The organism is Moorena sp. SIO1G6, from assembly GCF_010672795.1.
In the GTDB taxonomy this organism is placed as follows: Bacteria; Cyanobacteriota; Cyanobacteriia; order Cyanobacteriales; family Coleofasciculaceae; genus Moorena; species Moorena producens.
Genome location: NZ_JAAHFZ010000046.1, coordinates 33,626 through 50,777, shown reverse-complemented (window position 1 = coordinate 50,777; position 17,152 = coordinate 33,626). Strand labels below are relative to the sequence as shown.

Here is a 17,152-nt window from a genome sequence, read left to right as displayed (position 1 = left end):
GTAGAATTTAGAATTTAGAATTTAGAATTTAGAATTTAGAATTTAGAATTTAGAATTTAGAATTTAGAATTTAGAATTTAGAATTTAGAATTTAGAATTTAGAATTTAGAATTTAGAATTTAGAATTTAGAATTTAGAATTTAGAATTTAGAATTTAGAATCCAAGATTCAACCTTTAACCTTCAACCTGCTAACCTGCAACCTTGGCCTATTGGCCACGCTACGCGAACAACTTTCAACCTTGCAATTAACTAATCTTTAATACCTTACTATTAAAATTTGAACTGAGCCCCTGCTTGGACTCTAGCATCAAATCCTTCTTCACCGGTACCTAGTTTAGCATCTATAACAATACCATTATTTGAATGGTACCTCAAGATGCCGCCATAGTTAAAGTCTGACACTCGACTTTCAAGCCCCACAGAGGAAAAATAAGTATTTTTTTTATCCGGATAAAAATAGAGGAATAGGGAACAGGGAACAGCGGATCTGGGAACAGGGAGTAGGGCGTGGCGGAATATGGGGTAGACAGAGAATTTATTGGCACTTTCTGGATTTCTCTCGACTCAATCAGTAGCTAATCTATGCAATAGCAAGATGTGGTAAGGGTATGGCGATTAACCCCATCGGTGTCAATTGTTCCGATGCCAGCACCCTAGCTGAGGATCAGGGTCACGAAGCATCTCAATAATAATCTCAATGACCTTTATTCCTGGAGAGCTAGTCTGTGAGTGATCGTAACGATTTAATTGAAATTTCTGGTACTCAGAACCCCTCTCGCCGTGGGGATGTCATTTTTGTCCATGGACTCGGGGGTGATGCGCTAAGTACTTGGCACCCGCAAGAACGGCGAGATGATGATAATTTTTGGCCTGCTTGGCTGGGGGAAGATTTATCAGATGTGGGAATTTGGTCCCTGGCTTATGAGGTACAACCGTTTAGATGGAAGGGTAATTCTATGCCTCTGGTAGACCGGGCGACTAATAGTTTAGATCTACTGGATAGTTATGAGATAGGCGATCGCCCAATAATTTTCGTTACTCACAGTATGGGGGGACTGCTGGTTAAACAGATGCTGCGCAGTGCTAGGGACTTTGGCAAATGGGAAGCGATCGCATCTGGGACGAGGGGAATTGTTTTCCTGTCTACCCCTCATTCTGGTTCGGTCTTTGGGCGCTTTCCTAGGCCGGGGAACCCGGCCTAGGAAAGCGCCTTCGGGTCGCACCTCAAATACATTAAATCCTGACACAGCATTATAACCTGTGTCAGGTATAATACTTGTATGCTAACAATGACCTACGAATACAAGCTAGAACCAAATACCGAACAGATTGCTACTATCGAGCAAACGCTAGATATATGTCGATCGGTTTGGAACTTCGCCCTTAGACAGCGTAAAGATTGGTGTGCATCTCGTAAGTCGTCTATAAATGCTTGTTCGATTCATTATGAATACATCATTCCTGCTAACGAACCATTTCCTAACTACCATTTGCAAGCCAAACAGTTAACCGAAGCTAAGAAAGTCTATCCTCAACTCAAATTAGTTCACTCTCAAGTTCTACAGCAAACATTAAGAACCTTAGATAGAGCTTGGGATGATATGAAGGCTAGGGGTTTTGGTTTCCCACGGTTTAAAAATAAGTATCGGATGCGTTCTTTTGTTTTTCCACAGTTAGGGAAAAACCCGATCAGAAATGATGCTATTAAGATTCCCAAACTGGGATGGGTGAAATGGCGACAATCTAGACCTATTCCCTTTGGGTTTGAAGTCAAACAAGCAAGAGTAGTTAAAAAGGCATCTGGTTACTTTGTGATGCTATCACTTAAACTAAATGTTGACGTTCCTAATCCCATGCCTCACGGTCATCCGCGAGGTGTGGATTTGGGCTTTGACAAGTTTGTTGCTACCAGTGATGGCGAAGAGATTAAGCGACCTAGATTTCTGAAAACCCTACAACGTAAGCTGAAATTGCTACAACGTAGGCTAAAGAACAAACAAAAAGGCTCGAATAATCGGCACAAGTTAAACCAGAAAATAGCTAGACTACATCAGCAAATATCTGAGACTCGTAAAGATTGGCATTTTAAGCTGGCTCATCATTTGTGTGATGGTGCTGGCATGATATTTTTAGAAGATATCAACTTTGTCTCATGGCAAAGAGGGATGCTTTCAAAACACAGTGTCGATGCTGGATTCGGTCAGTTTGTAAATATATTAAAGTGGGTCTGTTTTCGTCGTGGCGTATATTTTGCCAAAGTCAATAAGGATGGGACTTCTCAGATTTGTCCTAACTGTGGCGCACATACAGGAAAGAAAACTCTAGATATTCGTTTTCAGCATTGCTTTGATTGTGGATATACAACTACACGGGATGTAGCAGCTAGCCAAGAAATTAGGAATCGTGGAGTAAGTGCGCTAGGGCATAGCGTGCTAGAAAATGTCTGTGGATTGGAAGCGACGGGGAGTATTGGTCACGATACTCTAGTTGGCACGAGACGAAGCAGAAAACCTAATTCGCGAGAGTTAGGAATCCCCCACTAAGACATCGAGCATAGCAAGATGGCGCTATGTGGGGGGAGGATGTCAAACAAACCTTTCCAGGGTCTAGGTTGGTTTTACCAAGGTCAAGGGGCTTATAACCAGGCATTACCCTGGTTAGAGCGATTCTTAAATCTCACCAAAAAAGGGGGTTCGGGGGATAATCCCCCACAGCTAACCGTTCGCGCAGCGTGACCGAATGGTCAAGGGTTCAACACCCTTGAGGTTAGCTAACAAACTTTCCGGAATAGCCAGTATCTTGTTGTAGAATAAACATAACTGAAATGAGCAAAGGCACTCTTTTTACTTCGGAGAAACGGCCATGCCAGTAGGTTAGTATCGGCGAGTGATACGCTTGCTCGAAGTATTGGGGCTGTCCGGGAGATGTTGAAAAAACTCCTAGGTCAACAACACCCATCTGTTGCCAAATCTCTCAACAATCTGGCATTACTCTACTCTAAGCAGTACAAAAAAATAGCAATTAAAGTAGGGTGGGCAAAGTAATATAATCTATCAATACTCACGCATAGCCAAACTGTTTTTGCCCACCCTACAAGCTAAAAAATCTAGCCTAGAGCAAGTTAATTTTTATGCTAGACTATAGAGATTTAATCACTAGGATTGCAGTCATTTTTTTATGATGACAAAAGTAGAAAAGATTCAAGCTGAAATTGAGGCTCTCTCTAAGGAAGATTTCGTGCGCTTGAGAGAGTGGTTTGCTGAAAAAGACTGGTTACTCTGGGATAAACAGCTTGAAGCTGATATCGCCGATGGGAAGTTAGACTTCTTACTTGAGGAGGCAATGACAGCTAAATCCGAAGGAAAATTACAGGATTTGTAAGCGGTAAATTTTAGTGGCTTGAATCCCTGGTTCAGATCCCCCTAAATCCCCCGAGCGAGGGATTGCTCGCTCGGGGGACTTTTGAATCTAATTCCCCCCTTTTTTAAGGGGGGTTAGGGGGGATCAAAGACTTGTGTGTACAAAAAAATAGCAATTAAAGTAGGGTGGGCAAAGTAATCTAATCTAGAATAATCAAAAGAACCAAAATGTTTTTGCCCACCCTACAAGCTGATAGCTGATAGCTGTCAGCCGTCAGCCATAGTAAAAAAAAATACCAATTAAAGTAGGGTGGGCAAAGTAATCTAATCTAGAATAATCAAAAGAACCAAAATGTTTTTGCCCACCCTACAAGCTGATAGCTGAATGCTCCCGATTCCCGATTCCCGATTCCCGATTCCCGATTCCCGATTCCCGATTCCCTACTCCCTTATCAAATCATCGTAACCGTCCCGAACGCAAAATACTGACAATCAGCCACAATCCTAAAAAACTAGCAGCAGCAAACAGGATATTAGTAACCACTAACATCTGGGGAGTTTGGCTTCCTGAGGCCACAATTGCTGCACCGATAATCAGGGAACCGACTACAATACTGAAGGAAAGTCGATTAGCGGAATCATCGATACTGTAACGTAGTTTGTCTAGCTCTGGGACGGTAATATTCCACTTCAGGGTTTCGGAACTAACCCGGTTTAAAAATAATTCGATTTGAGAAGGCGATCGCAATGACAGGCTTTTGAGATCTAAAATAGTTCTCAGAAGGGTTTGTAAGGGATCATCTCCCAGGAGTTGACGCCGAAACACTTCCGTAATCAGGGGTTTGATTTGGTCGAGCAGGTTAATGTCAGGATAAAATCCACGGGTAACCCCTTCCAAGTTAGCTAGGGTTTTGGCATATAAACCCATATTACCGGGTAAGCGGATTTTATTATTGCGCGAGACTTGCAGTATCTCATAAAACACTTCACTAAAGTTGATTTTGGAGAGGCTTCGGTTGTAATACTTGCGCAGCATGCGGTCATAGTCATTTTCCAGGCCAGATAAATTGACCGACTCACCGGCTTCAGATAGTTGTAGGGTTAACTGAGCACATCGCTTGCCATCTAAATCTACAATTGCTAAGAGCATTTCCGTCAAAATCTGTTGGCTGCGGGGGTCTAAGCGTCCAATCATCCCACAGTCTAATAAAGCGACGCGACCATCCCTCAGATAAAATATGTTTCCGGGATGGGGGTCAGCATGGAAGAAGCCATCGATGTAAACCTGCTGGAAAAAAGCCCGAAATAACAGGGTGGTAATTTCCCGTCGCTGGGTCTGGGTATCTTTGCCCTCTTGAGTTTGTGATAATTGCGCCGATAGCAGAGGTGCCCCTTCCAGCCACTCAATGGTAAGTAGCTTTTGGCTGGTCAAATCCCAGTAAATCTTTGGTATAACTAATTGGTGGGAATCGAACCAGCGGCTATTGGATAGATTACTGCGGAGTTTATCGGTATAGTTAGCTTCTTGGGTAAAATCCAGTTCTGCTTCTAGGGCAGTAACAAATTCATCGGCTATGGCAACGATATCGTAAGTCTTACCAAATTCCGTCAGAGAGACTAACTCCGCTAAGCCTCTAATGATAGCAATATCTTGGGCAACTATCTGGTCAATCCCAGGACGTTGCACTTTCAGAGCCACCTCTTGACCATTTTTGAGGGTAGCGCGATGGACTTGACCAATGGAACCAGCAGCAATAGCTTGGGGATTGATGGTAGTAAAGGTTTCTGAGATTGGCTTGGCTAGTTCTTGCTGTAGCAGGCTTTCTATTTCACTCCAGGCTACTGCTGGTACATTCGCTTGCAAGTCAGTCAGGACTTCAACATAGGCTCCTGGTAATAGGTCGGGACGGGTAGACAGCAGTTGTCCTAACTTAACGTACACCGGACCTAAATTGATTAAGATGTTACGAAGGACAGCGGGAGGGGGGAGTTGAGGTTCGTCATTATTTTTGTTGCCCGATAGGAGTCCTCGCATGTAATCCCAACCGTTTCGGAAGACAACTTCTAGGATTTCTCGCTGGCGGGTACTGGTTTGAGTTAGGGAAAACATTGGCTGAGGGTGGTTGAGTGATTTGGTTATATCCTAGACTTCGCGGCAAAGTGGGGAATCGGGAATCGGGAATCGGGAATCGGAACCCACCCCTAACCCCTCCCAGGAGGGGAACGGGAATCGGGAATCGGGAATCGGGAGCAGGGGACAGTAGACAAAAATTGAAGCTGGATCGCAAAAAAAAATTTTCTGATCTACTTGCAAATCCAGACTAGATTTGTTAGCCTTAATAAGGCGTCAAAAAAAGCAAGCCGGGATAGCTCAGCTGGTAGAGCAGAGGACTGAAAATCCTCGTGTCGGCGGTTCAAGTCCGCCTCCTGGCATACATTATGAAACCCCCACCGAAGCAAGGCTATTATTGTTGATACATTAATTTAGTGTTTTGCTTTAGGCTGAAACAAACCAGATAATGCTACATATTTGTAGCATAACTAACCTTAGCTAGCAGGACGTACTACACGAATTAGTTTGCCTTGCAAAGTTTGCTCTACTTTTACAGCTTCATCTATCCGTGCTGCAAACTGTTTCCAATTGCGATTATTGGTACAAACAACAATCCCGAAATGGTCAGAGTTCCGGCGATGCAAGCGGATAAAATCATCTCTGTTGATAGTCAAAACTGAGCGTTCTTGGCTAATGGCAAATGCGAGGACTTCATTATCAGGTGTACCTCTATCTGCATTACCTGCTTCTTGTACAGTCAGAACATCATGCCCCAAAGTGCGTAATAATCCTACTACAGGAAAAGGGAACTGCTCATCTGCGTAAAAACGTGCCATCTACTAGGCTACCTCATTGCGCTCAATCGCTATTTCGATTTCATCGGGGTGAGCTTTTGCGTATACCCAAGCATTCGCTAAATCAGCAGCTGTAATTGTTGGATAACTTGTTAAAAGGTCACCATCACTGTATCCAATACGACGAGCTTCTACAAGTAACCAGACGGGAATACGAGTATTGGCAATACAAGCTTCCCCCCCACAAACTCTAGGGTTTTTCTCAATTCCTTGCCAATTGTTTGTGAGACTTTGAGCGAGTAACTGAATAACCTGCACTTTTTCACTAGGGCTAAGGGCAAGAAGTTGTTGCTCTAAGTCTTTAAGTACCACGGATGTCAATCCTTTGATGCGCGGGAAAGCTATATTTATAATTGTACCAGAAATCGGGAATCGGGAATCGGGAATCGGGAATCGAGGCAAAATCTTGTGTGGCTGATAGCTGAATGCTTAAATACAGTTCAATCCCACCAATAGCAAACAACAACCGCATCCCGATCACGTTGAATATCGTCTCCCCATAATGCTCCTTCATATCGATATCTCAATCGGCGTTTGAGTCGGTAACTGTACTCTTCATTGGTGCCATCAGTTACCTCTACCGAGTCAGCTCGCCATTTTTTACCCAAATCTATTAGTTGGGAAACTTTAGTATCTTGATTTTCTGCAAGTATGTATAAGGTATCTGCTGGATAGGCCACAAAATGAATAATGCTGCTATCTGGCATTGGACGATAGTTTGCCATTGCCAGCAGGGTATCTACCAGACCACCAAAACTTAAGCCATTTTCATCTGGTGCAAAGACTGGTTTGGTAAACAGAAAGCTTGCCCATAAATCTCTGTGCTTGGAAAGGTCAGTAATAACTTCTGGGCCATCAAACTCATTGAATCGTCGCTGCAAAACCAAAGCAGCAAATAGTTCTTGGGGAGAATACGATTCAGCAATGGATTGGATTTTCGTTAAGTCAAGCATTGTTGTTATCAGGATTTTTACCTGGCCTAACTTTTACTGCGTAAAAACGTGCCATCTACTAGGCTACCTCATTGCGCTCAATGTCAGCAGTCAGCCGTCAGCGGTCAGCAGTCAGCTGAAAATAAACCTCATTCGCCTAAGGTAGGGCGTTCCCTTAGAGGATATCTGAAAAGTTTTTTGATACTGAATTTTGCCCCCCTGACCCCCCAACTTTGGGGGAAGAGTCAATTTGCTTCTAAAAGTCCCCCAGAATTGGGGGATTTAGGGGGCTTGGATGTAGCAAATGAGACTTCTCAGACAACCTCTTAGCGTGGGCAATGCGCAATGCGCAAACGGTCGAATTTAATAGTTCGAGATTAATGAAAATTGAAAGTATGGATAAAAGCCCATCTAAGCATATGCTGAATGCTGAATGCTAAATGCTGAATGCTGAATGCTGAATGCTGAATGTTGATAGCTTAAGTAATAGAAATAATCGGGTGAACCTAACAGCTCACCCGAAAACTCAGCTAAGCTAAACTAAAACTAATCTACTTGAGCGTTCCCGCTGGGATGCCCAAAATATCTTCAATCTTGGGCATTTCTTCGATAGGAATCACTCGCCCTTCATCTTCAAATCCAGCGATTTTATCAAAGTTCAAATACTTATACAAATCACTAGCAAAGGGATTAATTTTCTCGGCTACAATTGACTGATACTCTTCAGCACTGGGAATCCGACCTAATAAGGCACAAGCTGCTGCTAATTCAGCAGAACCCAAGTAGACTTGGGCACCTTTACCCATACGATTATTAAAATTACGAGTAGAGGTGGAGAATACTGTGGCTTTATCAGCAACCCGAGCTTGATTTCCCATGCACAGGGAACATCCAGGCATTTCAGTCCGGGCACCAGCTATGCCAAAGATACCGTAAACCCCTTCTTCTTTGAGTTGTTTCTCATCCATCCGGGTAGGGGGACAAATCCACAACCGAGTGCTAACAGGGGGTTCCCCTTCTAGGACTTTGGCTGCAGCACGGTAATGTCCAATATTGGTCATGCAAGACCCAATGAATACTTCATCGATGCGATCGCTTGCGACTTCAGACAACAATTTTACATTATCTGGGTCATTGGGAGCCGCTACAATTGGCTCAGTGATTTCATTCAAGTCAATCTCGATAATTTCAGCATACTCTGCATCCTTGTCCGCTGCCATCAGTACCGGATTTGCCAACCATTCTTCCATCTTGGCCACTCGACGCATGATCGTACGGGCATCTTGATAGCCTCGCCCTACCATATTTTTCAGTAGGGCGATATTGGAACGCAAATACTCAGATACTGTTTCTACTCCGAGCTTAATGGTACAGCCAGAACAAGACCGTTCCGCAGTAGCGTCAGTAAGTTCAAAGGCTTGCTCAACTTTCAAATCGGGCAATCCTTCTATTTCCATAATCCGTCCCGAGAAGACATTTTTCTTATTCTTCTTCTCTACTGTCAGCAATCCTTTTTGAATAGCTACATAGGGAATAGCATTGACAATATCGCGCAATGTTACCCCTGGCTGCAATTCACCTTTGAACCGCACTAACACAGATTCGGGCATATCTAAGGGCATGACTCCCAAAGCAGCACCAAAGGCGACTAATCCGGAACCGGCGGGGAAGGAAATGCCTAGGGGGAAACGGGTGTGAGAGTCTCCACCAGTGCCTACGGTATCAGGTAATAACATCCGGTTCAACCAAGAGTGGATAATGCCATCCCCAGGACGCAAGGCTACACCAGCACGAGAGGCAAAGAAGTCGGGCAATTTTTTATGGACTTTGACATCAACGGGCTTGGGATAAGCAGCAGTATGGCAGAAGCTTTGCATGACTAAGTCCGCACTGAAACCAAGACAAGCCAGTTCTTTCAATTCATCCCTAGTCATGGGTCCTGTGGTATCTTGGGAACCAACTGTAGTCATGATCGGTTCGCAAGAGCTACCTGGACGAACACCGGGTAAGCCACAGGCTTTACCGACCATTTTCTGGGCTAAGGTGAAGCCTTTGCCTGTATCTTCTGGCATGGTTGGACGGGCAAACAGGGGACTCGGTTCTAATCCCAAGGCTTCCCGGGTTTTATCCGTAAGCGATCGCCCAATCAGTAACGGAATCCGTCCACCAGCACGGACTTCATCGAGGATGGTATCGGGTTTGAGGGTAAAGGTGGAAATAACTTCCCCAGCTTGGTTAGTGATTTCACCCTTGTAGGGATGGATGGTAATCACATCCCCAGTTTCCATTGTTGAAACATCGCACTCAATGGGCAATGCACCAGAATCTTCAGCCGTGTTGAAGAAGATCGGGGCAATTTTGCCACCTAAGATATATCCCCCAGCCCGTTTATTAGGAACATAGGGGATATCTTCACCAATATGCCAAAGTAAGGAATTAATTGCCGATTTCCGGGATGAACCAGTACCAACAACATCCCCAACATAAGCCACAGGGTACCCATTTTCTTTTAATTTAGCAATAGTTTCTAAACCCGACTCTATCCGAGATTCCAACATGGCCAAGGCGTGTAACGGAATATCTGGGCGAGTGGTGGCGTGAGTGGCGGGGGATAAGTCATCGGTATTGGTTTCTCCAGGTACCTTAAATACAGTTACAGTAACTGCTTCGGGGAGTTTGGGACGCTGGATGAACCACGCAGCATTGGCCCAAGCATCGATGACTTGCTTGGCGTAAGGATTGACATCGGAAATTTCTAGAACATCATTGAACGCATCAAAGACAAGTAATGTCTTACTTAGGGCAGTAGCGGCTTCGGCTGCTAAGGTGGTTTGATCAGACTGGAGTAACTCAACCAAGGATTGGACATTGTAGCCTCCGACCATAGTACCCAAGAGGTCTACAGCACCCTGGGGGTAAATCAGAGGACTAGTGAGTTCTGCTTTTGCGATCGCAGTTAAAAACCCGGCTTTGACATAAGCTGCTTCATCAACTCCAGGGGGAATGCGATCGCGTAACATAGCCATTAATGCTTCTTCTTCCCCAGCTGGTGGATTTTGCAGCAGTTCACAAAGTTGGGATGTTTGCTCAGCACTTAGGGGTAGGGGAGGAATTCCTTGAGCTCCCCGTTCAGCTAGGTGTTCACGATAAGATTTCAGCATGATAGATTTACCTGTGCGCGGGCTTCATGTATGACCAATAATAATAGGTTTCAAGAATCCCCGCGTCTAATGACCGGGGAGTGTCAAATTTGTTACAAATATTGCCCTACCAGAGTGTCGCAAGTCATCAAAGCATGAAAAATCAAAGCATCAAAAAAGCGATCGCTGTGGATCGCTCTGTCTTGTGTTAGAGAGTTGTGGATACGTGAAAAAGTTTGAATAAGGTTTGGTCAATCTATATCGCAATGGCTGGGGTTGGCGATAATCCCAAACTGACTCGTCACCAGACTTGTGAGAGTATCTGTGTTAACTCACTAGATAGGTTGCATCTGCTTTGACTCCTCTTCTAGAAGCCTGACCAGATTCTGATCACCGTTAGCTTTAGCTACCTCTAGACGATGTTCCAAAGTTTGGCGCATAGTAGCCAGATGCGCTTTTCTGCTCTCATTCAAGACTTTTTGCAGCCGGTGGCGAGCAATCGATGTCTTTGCAGCCACAGTAGAAATCGATTTAGCCACTGGTTGAGAATTAGTTACATCAGAATTAGTTACAGTTGCATTACCAGTGCAGTAGGAAACACCACGCCATTTCAGATGATTTACTGGTGGGGGTTCAGGCATGTGTCTGGGATAGTGAACTCTCCAATTCTGAGCCCGATAAGTGCCACCAATTTCACCCTCTCTCACTTCTAGTAAAGAGGGTTCAGCGTCGTAACTTACACCACGATACCTAAGTTTCATATCTATTACCCCTCCGATTGACTAATAATAATATCAGACCACTTTTTTCAATAGTCTTGAGTGCTTTTAATGTAAGCTAACAGCTGACAGCTGAAGGCTGTTAGCTTAAAATCCGATGTTGCTTAATAATGGAATGGTTTGAAGAGTTTTGTGGAATAAGCATCTTGCCCCTTCCACCAAGATGGCCATTCCACCCACCAGGTCAAACAGCTTTAGTGAAAAATTTAAAATTGAAAGTCTGGGAAAAAGCCCATCAGCTGATAGCTGATAGCTGTTGGCGTAGCCTGCGCGTAGCGCATATGCTTACCTCAGCACTTTTTGACTCAAACAAAACTAGTGATACTAATAGCTACCCTCTTTTATAGGTAACACCACGATAGGTCATGTTAGCGGGTGATTTACGCCAAGGATTATGCTTAATTCGGTGAACTTTCCAGCTATGACCCCGGTAAGTGCCACCAATTTCACCTTCAGATACTTCTAGGGTAGATGGTTCACTTTGATAACTGACACCTCGGTAAGAAAGTTTCATTGCTCGAATACCTCCGATTGGATTGCTTAATCGAATTACTTAATGGAATTGCTTAATAAGTTGCTTGGCCAGGAATTGTTTAATAAGTTGGTTGGCCAGGTGAGGAATTCTGTCTAAGGGTTAGGCAAGCTTGCCCTAGGTATCACTTTCTTGGGTTCTCTACGGCTTATCTACTTCAGGATATCTGAGTGGAGAGCCACTGATCCGACAGAGACCTCAATGCTTATTCAATTCCAATTTTTATTTCTGTATCTATTTTGACACTTTTTTCGACAAAAGTCAAATGTTAAGAAAAAAAACAAATCAGATCCTTTCCGATGGTTAAGGTTATACACTCTAGGCTCTAGGCTCTAGATTTTAGGCATGAGGCTCTAAACATTTAGAATAAGGGGATTTTGACAAAGTTTGCTAAGTCTTCGGAAAGCAAAGAAGCCTTCAACTACGCCTCTTGTCCCTAATACTCAAGAATTAATACCTAAGAATTAATACCTAAGAATTAATACCTAAGAATTAATATTTCTAAAACTTAATCGTCCTAAAACTTAATATTTAAAACTGTAAACATATGCCCTACGCGCACGCTACGCGAACAGCAGTCAGCCTTTAGCTGATAGCTGATAGCTGATAGCTGATAGCTGATAGCTGATAGCTGATGGCTGATAGCTGATAGCTTACCTAAAACTTAATACCTAAGACTTAATACCTAGGCGACCGGACTGGATATAGCACTACGCGCTACTGTTAGGACATTGTCTTGATGCAGTCGCTCATGGGGGAAACCACGGCAGTCGCTCATGGGGGGAACCACGGCAGTCGCTCATGGTTTGAAGTTACCGTAAGACAGTTGAGCCTTAATCAATAAGTTTTAACCCTTTTTTGCATAACCTACCAACCATAAAGGCTCAACTGTCTAAGGTTTCGTCTCCGGGGGACCCCCAAGACCGCGCTGCCTCCCCAAGACCGCGCTGCCTCCCCAAGACCGCGCTGCATCGCTCCTAAACTCCGAAACGTAAGTCATAGCTTACTTTTAGGTGCGACCCGTGGCGAATTTAATTCGCCTACGGAAAGCGCACCTTTGACTTCTGACTTCTAACTTCTGACGCTAAGCGTAGCGCTATATCAGGGAGTGGGGAATCCTCAAGAGTACCCCCAAGGGTACTTTTATAGCCCCTCAGAGAGATAAAACTGGATTTGTGAAGAGATTGCTTGTATCTATACTCACGAAACCTTGGAGAACTTCTATGATTAGGTGCATCAAACAACCCACTTCCTCAGTGCTCAAGGTGTTTTTACTGGGCTGCTCATTGCTACTGCTGCCCTGTAGTCCTGCCTTAGCTCAAGGGTGTACTCAAGCAGAGATTAAGACTAATATCGCCAAATTCGACGATATAGAGAATACAACCGCTAAACAAGCAATAGTCCAATGTGGTTCAAAATCTGTCTATTTACTGATTGAAGCCCTGAAGACAGATAAATCTGCTGCAGTTCGGGAGGGAGCTGCTGTTGCTCTGTGGAGTATGGGAGAGGAAGCGTATCAAGCTGTCCCTGGGTTGATTAAAGCCCTAAGGAACGATGACTCGGCGACAGTTCGTTCCAAAGCTGCTTCTGCTCTGGGATTGATGGGAGAAGCATCTTATGAAGCTATCCCTGATCTGATTGATGCACTTAAGGATAAATCTGCTGAAGTTCGTGCCAATGGTGCTTATGCTCTAGGCAACTTAGGCAAGAAAGCCAATAAGGCTGTACCTCACCTAATTGAAGCCTTGAGGAATGATAAATCTGCTGAGGTTCGTGCTAACGCTGCTTATGCCCTAGGGAATAAAAAAGAGGCAGCCAAGTCAGCTGTACCTTACCTGATTGAAGCCCTAAAGGATGAAACATCCTTGTTGGTTCGCATAACTAGCGTCAATGCCCTAGAGCAGATTGCCGAGAAAACCAAAGATGTTGCTCCCCAGCTGATTGAGCGACTCAGGAAGGATAAATCTATCCTGATCCGGATTCGCGCTACCGAGGTACTAGGGGAAATTGGAGAGCCAGCTAAGGATGCTTTGCCTCTATTAATTGAGTTGCTTAAGGATAGCTCAGTCTATGTTCGTTATTATGCTGCCTCTGCTTTAGGAAAGATGGGAACGGAAGGGATTCAGGCTGTGCCTAACCTAATAGAAGTCTTGTTGACAGATGAATCGATCGATGTTCACGATTCCGCCGCCTCTGCCCTTGTCGAAATTGCTTCTAAGCTTGGTAAACAGAAGAAGCAGCTCACCAAAGTGCAATTGGAACAATCGATACTGGAATTTGAAACAGTTATCCAAAGGCTAGAGCAAGACACGGAGAAAATTTTCCAGGATAGATGGATAGAAAGCGTTCGTGGTGGTCTTTATGATCTCCAGGAAGAACAGGACTCTCGTAGTTATCAGAAAATTTTTAGGGAAGGGGTGATTATCTGGCTAACTCATATGCTATTTTGGTTGGGACTGATACTGCTTTATCCCAAATCCCCCCAAGTCCAAGCTATCTTCTTTTGGAATCCCTGGGTGCGGAAGTTTTTTGGACTGGGGTATGTGGGCATAGCCCTAACTTGGATTCCCTTTCTACGCTCCAAGTTATTTGCGCCCTTCCAGGAATCCTTGCTGTCAGATGCGGATTTAGAAAACTTTGATGAGCAAGCTTACTTTCCTAACTTGGAAGTCGAGCGGAAGGGAAAAAATATAACCCAACCCATTCAAGAAGCAATACCAGATCTGGAATTACCCATTGTCCTGGAAGGAGAATCAGGATTAGGGAAATCCATGTTTCTACGCCACTTAGTGAAATCATCTAAGCGAATCATCGTCTATTTACCTGCAGAGAAATGCGCTAATGGCGTGATCGAAGCGATTCAAGCAAAACTTCATGGATTCGCCCAAGACTCTGGTTTCTTGCGAGACCTGATTTACAGTGATGCCATTGATATCTGTATTGATGGACTCAATGAAGTCACTCCAGACACACGAGCCTTGATTACCAGTTTTGTGGAAAGTTACTTCAAGGGCAATATTATCATAGGGACCCAATCCATGGAGTGGCAGACCCCCTCTTGCGCTACGACCTATGTACTGCAACCATTGAAACCTAAGCAGATTGAGAAATTTTTACTATCGCGCTATAAAATTATGCCCCCAGATGCTCCCATCTCGGGTATAAAGTACAAACAAGCCTGCGAAAAGTATATTGACACCGTTTTACCTCAGTACCAATCAGAAGAAGAACAGAGAACTGTGCGTCGGATGCTGTCCAACCCGATGGACCTGACCATAGTGGCTCAGATGATAGCCCATGGGCAGAAACCAGACTTGCTGAATTTGCAGCAACAGCAGTATCAATATATGGCTCAGGAGTATGAACAACTCTATCTCAGACAATTTCCCCTAGAGGCATTTGCTGAGACAGTTTACCAGATGCGCTTGCAAGATGAGGTAGCGATACCAGCTGACAAATGGTTTGAAGAACTGATTTGCATGGAACGCCACAAAATGGTATTTTGCCGTCTATTTGTTGACCATGCAGGCAATGATCGAAAAGAATGGTATTTCCGCCACGACAAAATCCAGGACTTTTTCATCGTGCAGACGTTCCTAGGTGAAGGAAATGATTTGCCAAACAAGCAGATCAGTGACCCTAGGTTTCGCGGCGTGTACTTCCTCTTGGCAACCTTACTGCCTTGGGATGCTGCTTGGCGCTTGCGGGAAACCTTAATTCAATACGCAGCGAATACTAAAGACCATACAGTTAGTGATAACTTTGTTCAACTGTTGTTGTCCCGACAAGCAGCATGAAGGCTTGAAGGTTGAAGGTTGTTGGTCAGAATGCAGAATGCAGAATGAAGAATGAAGAATGAAGAATGAAGAATGAAGAATGTAGAATGAAGAATGTAGAATGTAGAAGGCAGAATGCAGAATGTAGAATTCTAAATTCTCAATTCTCAATTCTAAATTCTAAATTCTAAATTCTAAATTCTCAATTCTCAATTCTAAGAAGCCTGAAGGTTAAGGGTGAACAGCGACTAGAATTTCCAGGCTAGTGGCACTACTGCTTGACTGGACCTATGCTGCTGATAAAAGCCGAGTACTCTCTGGACATAGTCAGCAGTTGCGCCACTGTTGCAGCCAGAGGGTTTTCCTGTCATCCACCAACAGGCGGTACGGCGAACAGCAATCATTTCATTGTTGCCACTATCTGTCAATTCAATATCCAGTTCCCGTCTGATGATACAAGCCACCACACTGCGTGCTGTGGTCGGGTCGGCTTCAAATTGTGCAGGTGTCATTGCCTGTCCTGCACATTGGGATGTCCAGCTAGGGATAATCCCCGGTAAAACTTGCCAGTCACTGTACATGCCATCATTCGGGCGATTGGGTGGTGCCGAAAGCCGCAGTGCTTCTACAAGAGCGTTGACTTGCGGATCAAGAGGGTTGACTTGCGGATCAAGAGTGTTGACTTGCTGATCCTCTACTTGTGCGAATACTGGTGTTGACCTATGGGGCTGCTGATAAAAGCCGAGTACTCTCTGGACATAGTCAGCAGTTGCGCCACTGTTGCAGCCAGAGGGTTTTCCTGTCATCCACCAACAGGCGGTACGGCGAACAGCAATCATTTCATTGTTGCCACTATCTCTAAATTCAATCTCTAGTTCCCGTCTGATGATACAAGCCACCACACTACGTGCTGTGGTCGGGTCGGCTTCAAATTGTGCAGGTGTCATTGCCTGTCCTGCACATTGAGATGTCCAGCTAGGGATAATGGCAGGTTTTACTTGCCAGTCGCTGTACATGCCATCATTCCGGCGATTGGGTGGTGCCGAAAGCCGCAGTGCTTCTACAAGATCGTTGACTTGCTCATCCTCCACTTGTGCTGATACTGGTATTGCCCACAACCCCACACTCACTATTATTCCGGTCAAGACCAGATTTTGAAATTTATTGATTACTTTCATTGATCATTTTCAGATTTATTTTATATCTAAAATTAACTGAACTAGGAATGCCACCGGTCTCGACAGTGATCAGGGAATGATGAAGATGAATGATTAATAATGAATTACCCCATGCTAGGTGTTAGGGGCTTGTACTCGAAAAACGATTAATGCAAAACTATGTGCTGATAGCGTTTTTATATGAGTTGTAAACACAGGTATGGCAGTAATTTGCTTGCCTACAATAGGCAAAAGGCAATAGGATAAAGAGATCCAGAGTTTTATTTAAAAATCAAAAAACACCTCTTAGTTTTACATCTCATTTGGAAACGCTATATTATGTGCCGATACATCATTGATCATTCCTAAGACATACTTCCTTGGACTTAAGGAATTTTTGAGAATAATTGGATAATGATGGGGACTGTGAACAATAGAGCGATATCTAAAATCGTGATGGCTGCGAAGCGAATTTTTTGAGTATTCATGATGCACCGTTTCCTTGAGTATTAACAGCTGACCTAAGAATGCTAGCGGTAACTTATATCCATTTCATCGGTTTAGATCA

At 44.1% G+C, this 17,152-nt stretch carries 16 protein-coding genes and 1 tRNA gene; 7 read left to right on the top strand and 10 right to left on the bottom strand.

Annotated features, from left to right (window positions below):
* Positions 1-373 precede the first annotated feature (373 nt).
* Positions 374-547, bottom strand: coding sequence for a hypothetical protein (locus F6K63_RS28290; protein WP_154659717.1), 174 nt, complete (start codon positions 545-547; stop codon positions 374-376).
* Between the two features lie 180 nt (positions 548-727).
* Between F6K63_RS28290 and F6K63_RS28285 the strand changes: the two genes are divergently transcribed.
* The 4 genes from F6K63_RS28285 (at position 728) to F6K63_RS28270 (ending at position 3,383) form a co-directional block, all read left to right on the top strand.
* Positions 728-1,204, top strand: a complete 477-nt coding sequence (locus F6K63_RS28285; protein ID WP_287313781.1) for an esterase/lipase family protein — start codon at positions 728-730, stop codon at positions 1,202-1,204.
* A 78-nt stretch (positions 1,205-1,282) separates the two neighbouring features.
* Entirely contained in the window at positions 1,283-2,545 is a 1,263-nt protein-coding gene (locus F6K63_RS28280) for an RNA-guided endonuclease InsQ/TnpB family protein (protein ID WP_008181511.1), read from the top strand.
* A gap of 39 nt (positions 2,546-2,584) precedes the next feature.
* The gene (locus F6K63_RS28275) at positions 2,585-2,737 is read left to right on the top strand and encodes a hypothetical protein (RefSeq protein WP_008181513.1); all 153 of its coding nucleotides are present in this window, start codon (positions 2,585-2,587) and stop codon (positions 2,735-2,737) included.
* A gap of 442 nt (positions 2,738-3,179) precedes the next feature.
* Positions 3,180-3,383 (top strand): hypothetical protein, encoded by a 204-nt coding sequence (locus tag F6K63_RS28270; RefSeq protein ID WP_229414381.1) that lies wholly within the window; start codon positions 3,180-3,182, stop codon positions 3,381-3,383.
* Between the two features lie 435 nt (positions 3,384-3,818).
* Here F6K63_RS28270 and F6K63_RS28265 read toward each other — a convergent pair whose 3' ends face one another.
* Both F6K63_RS28265 and F6K63_RS28260 read right to left on the bottom strand, forming a co-directional pair.
* The gene (locus F6K63_RS28265; protein WP_287313779.1) at positions 3,819-5,471 is read right to left on the bottom strand and encodes an ABC1 kinase family protein; all 1,653 of its coding nucleotides are present in this window, start codon (positions 5,469-5,471) and stop codon (positions 3,819-3,821) included.
* Between the two features lie 33 nt (positions 5,472-5,504).
* Positions 5,505-5,675, bottom strand: coding sequence for a hypothetical protein (locus F6K63_RS28260; RefSeq protein WP_287313777.1), 171 nt, complete (start codon positions 5,673-5,675; stop codon positions 5,505-5,507).
* 46 nt (positions 5,676-5,721) lie between these two features.
* On the opposite strand from F6K63_RS28260, the gene F6K63_RS28255 reads away from it, so the two are divergent.
* Positions 5,722-5,794, top strand: a tRNA-Phe gene (locus F6K63_RS28255).
* A 114-nt stretch (positions 5,795-5,908) separates the two neighbouring features.
* On the opposite strand, the gene F6K63_RS28250 is transcribed toward F6K63_RS28255, so the two are convergent.
* The 3 genes from F6K63_RS28250 to F6K63_RS28240 form a co-directional block, all read right to left on the bottom strand.
* On the bottom strand, positions 5,909-6,250 hold the full coding sequence (locus F6K63_RS28250) for a DUF5615 family PIN-like protein (protein WP_287313775.1): 342 nt from the start codon (positions 6,248-6,250) through the stop codon (positions 5,909-5,911).
* 3 nt (positions 6,251-6,253) lie between these two features.
* Entirely contained in the window at positions 6,254-6,580 is a 327-nt protein-coding gene (locus F6K63_RS28245; RefSeq protein ID WP_287313783.1) for a DUF433 domain-containing protein, read from the bottom strand.
* Positions 6,581-6,708: 128 nt separating this feature from the next.
* The gene (locus tag F6K63_RS28240) at positions 6,709-7,221 is read right to left on the bottom strand and encodes a hypothetical protein (RefSeq protein WP_287313773.1); all 513 of its coding nucleotides are present in this window, start codon (positions 7,219-7,221) and stop codon (positions 6,709-6,711) included.
* A 48-nt stretch (positions 7,222-7,269) separates the two neighbouring features.
* Between F6K63_RS28240 and F6K63_RS28235 the strand changes: the two genes are divergently transcribed.
* A complete protein-coding gene (locus F6K63_RS28235) occupies positions 7,270-7,530 on the top strand; it encodes a hypothetical protein (protein ID WP_287313771.1) in 261 nt (86 codons plus the stop codon).
* A 221-nt stretch (positions 7,531-7,751) separates the two neighbouring features.
* On the opposite strand, the gene acnB is transcribed toward F6K63_RS28235, so the two are convergent.
* From acnB to F6K63_RS28220, 3 genes are all read right to left on the bottom strand, one after another.
* Complete coding sequence (gene acnB / locus F6K63_RS28230; protein WP_287313769.1) at positions 7,752-10,361, bottom strand: bifunctional aconitate hydratase 2/2-methylisocitrate dehydratase; 2,610 nt, start codon at positions 10,359-10,361, stop codon at positions 7,752-7,754.
* A 314-nt stretch (positions 10,362-10,675) separates the two neighbouring features.
* Positions 10,676-11,101 (bottom strand): arginine synthesis PII-interacting regulator PirA, encoded by a 426-nt coding sequence (gene pirA / locus F6K63_RS28225; RefSeq protein WP_287313767.1) that lies wholly within the window; start codon positions 11,099-11,101, stop codon positions 10,676-10,678.
* 349 nt (positions 11,102-11,450) lie between these two features.
* Positions 11,451-11,633 (bottom strand): DUF4278 domain-containing protein, encoded by a 183-nt coding sequence (locus tag F6K63_RS28220; RefSeq protein ID WP_008187474.1) that lies wholly within the window; start codon positions 11,631-11,633, stop codon positions 11,451-11,453.
* A gap of 1,241 nt (positions 11,634-12,874) precedes the next feature.
* On the opposite strand from F6K63_RS28220, the gene F6K63_RS28215 reads away from it, so the two are divergent.
* On the top strand, positions 12,875-15,448 hold the full coding sequence (locus F6K63_RS28215) for a HEAT repeat domain-containing protein (RefSeq protein ID WP_287313765.1): 2,574 nt from the start codon (positions 12,875-12,877) through the stop codon (positions 15,446-15,448).
* A 227-nt stretch (positions 15,449-15,675) separates the two neighbouring features.
* Here the strand turns inward: F6K63_RS28215 and F6K63_RS28210 are convergent, their stop codons facing one another.
* Positions 15,676-16,605 carry a hypothetical protein gene (locus F6K63_RS28210; protein ID WP_008187481.1) on the bottom strand — a complete coding sequence of 310 codons (930 nt, stop codon included), beginning with the start codon at positions 16,603-16,605 and terminating at the stop codon, positions 15,676-15,678.
* Positions 16,606-17,152: the final 547 nt, after the last annotated feature.

Excerpts from the sequence above, each read along its gene's own strand:
- F6K63_RS28275 (WP_008181513.1), top strand. The coding sequence starts at position 2,585 with ATGTCAAACAAACCTTTCCAGGGTCTAGGTTGGTTTTACCAAGGTCAA.
- F6K63_RS28280 (WP_008181511.1), top strand. The coding sequence starts at position 1,283 with ATGCTAACAATGACCTACGAATACAAGCTAGAACCAAATACCGAACAG.
- acnB (WP_287313769.1), bottom strand. The coding sequence starts at position 10,361 with ATGCTGAAATCTTATCGTGAACACCTAGCTGAACGGGGAGCTCAAGGA.
- pirA (WP_287313767.1), bottom strand. The coding sequence starts at position 11,101 with ATGAAACTTAGGTATCGTGGTGTAAGTTACGACGCTGAACCCTCTTTA.
- F6K63_RS28210 (WP_008187481.1), bottom strand. The coding sequence starts at position 16,605 with ATGAAAGTAATCAATAAATTTCAAAATCTGGTCTTGACCGGAATAATA.
- F6K63_RS28215 (WP_287313765.1), top strand. The coding sequence starts at position 12,875 with ATGATTAGGTGCATCAAACAACCCACTTCCTCAGTGCTCAAGGTGTTT.
- F6K63_RS28270 (WP_229414381.1), top strand. The coding sequence starts at position 3,180 with ATGATGACAAAAGTAGAAAAGATTCAAGCTGAAATTGAGGCTCTCTCT.
- F6K63_RS28220 (WP_008187474.1), bottom strand. The coding sequence starts at position 11,633 with ATGAAACTTTCTTACCGAGGTGTCAGTTATCAAAGTGAACCATCTACC.
- F6K63_RS28265 (WP_287313779.1), bottom strand. The coding sequence starts at position 5,471 with ATGTTTTCCCTAACTCAAACCAGTACCCGCCAGCGAGAAATCCTAGAA.
- F6K63_RS28250 (WP_287313775.1), bottom strand. The coding sequence starts at position 6,250 with ATGGCACGTTTTTACGCAGATGAGCAGTTCCCTTTTCCTGTAGTAGGA.
- F6K63_RS28240 (WP_287313773.1), bottom strand. The coding sequence starts at position 7,221 with ATGCTTGACTTAACGAAAATCCAATCCATTGCTGAATCGTATTCTCCC.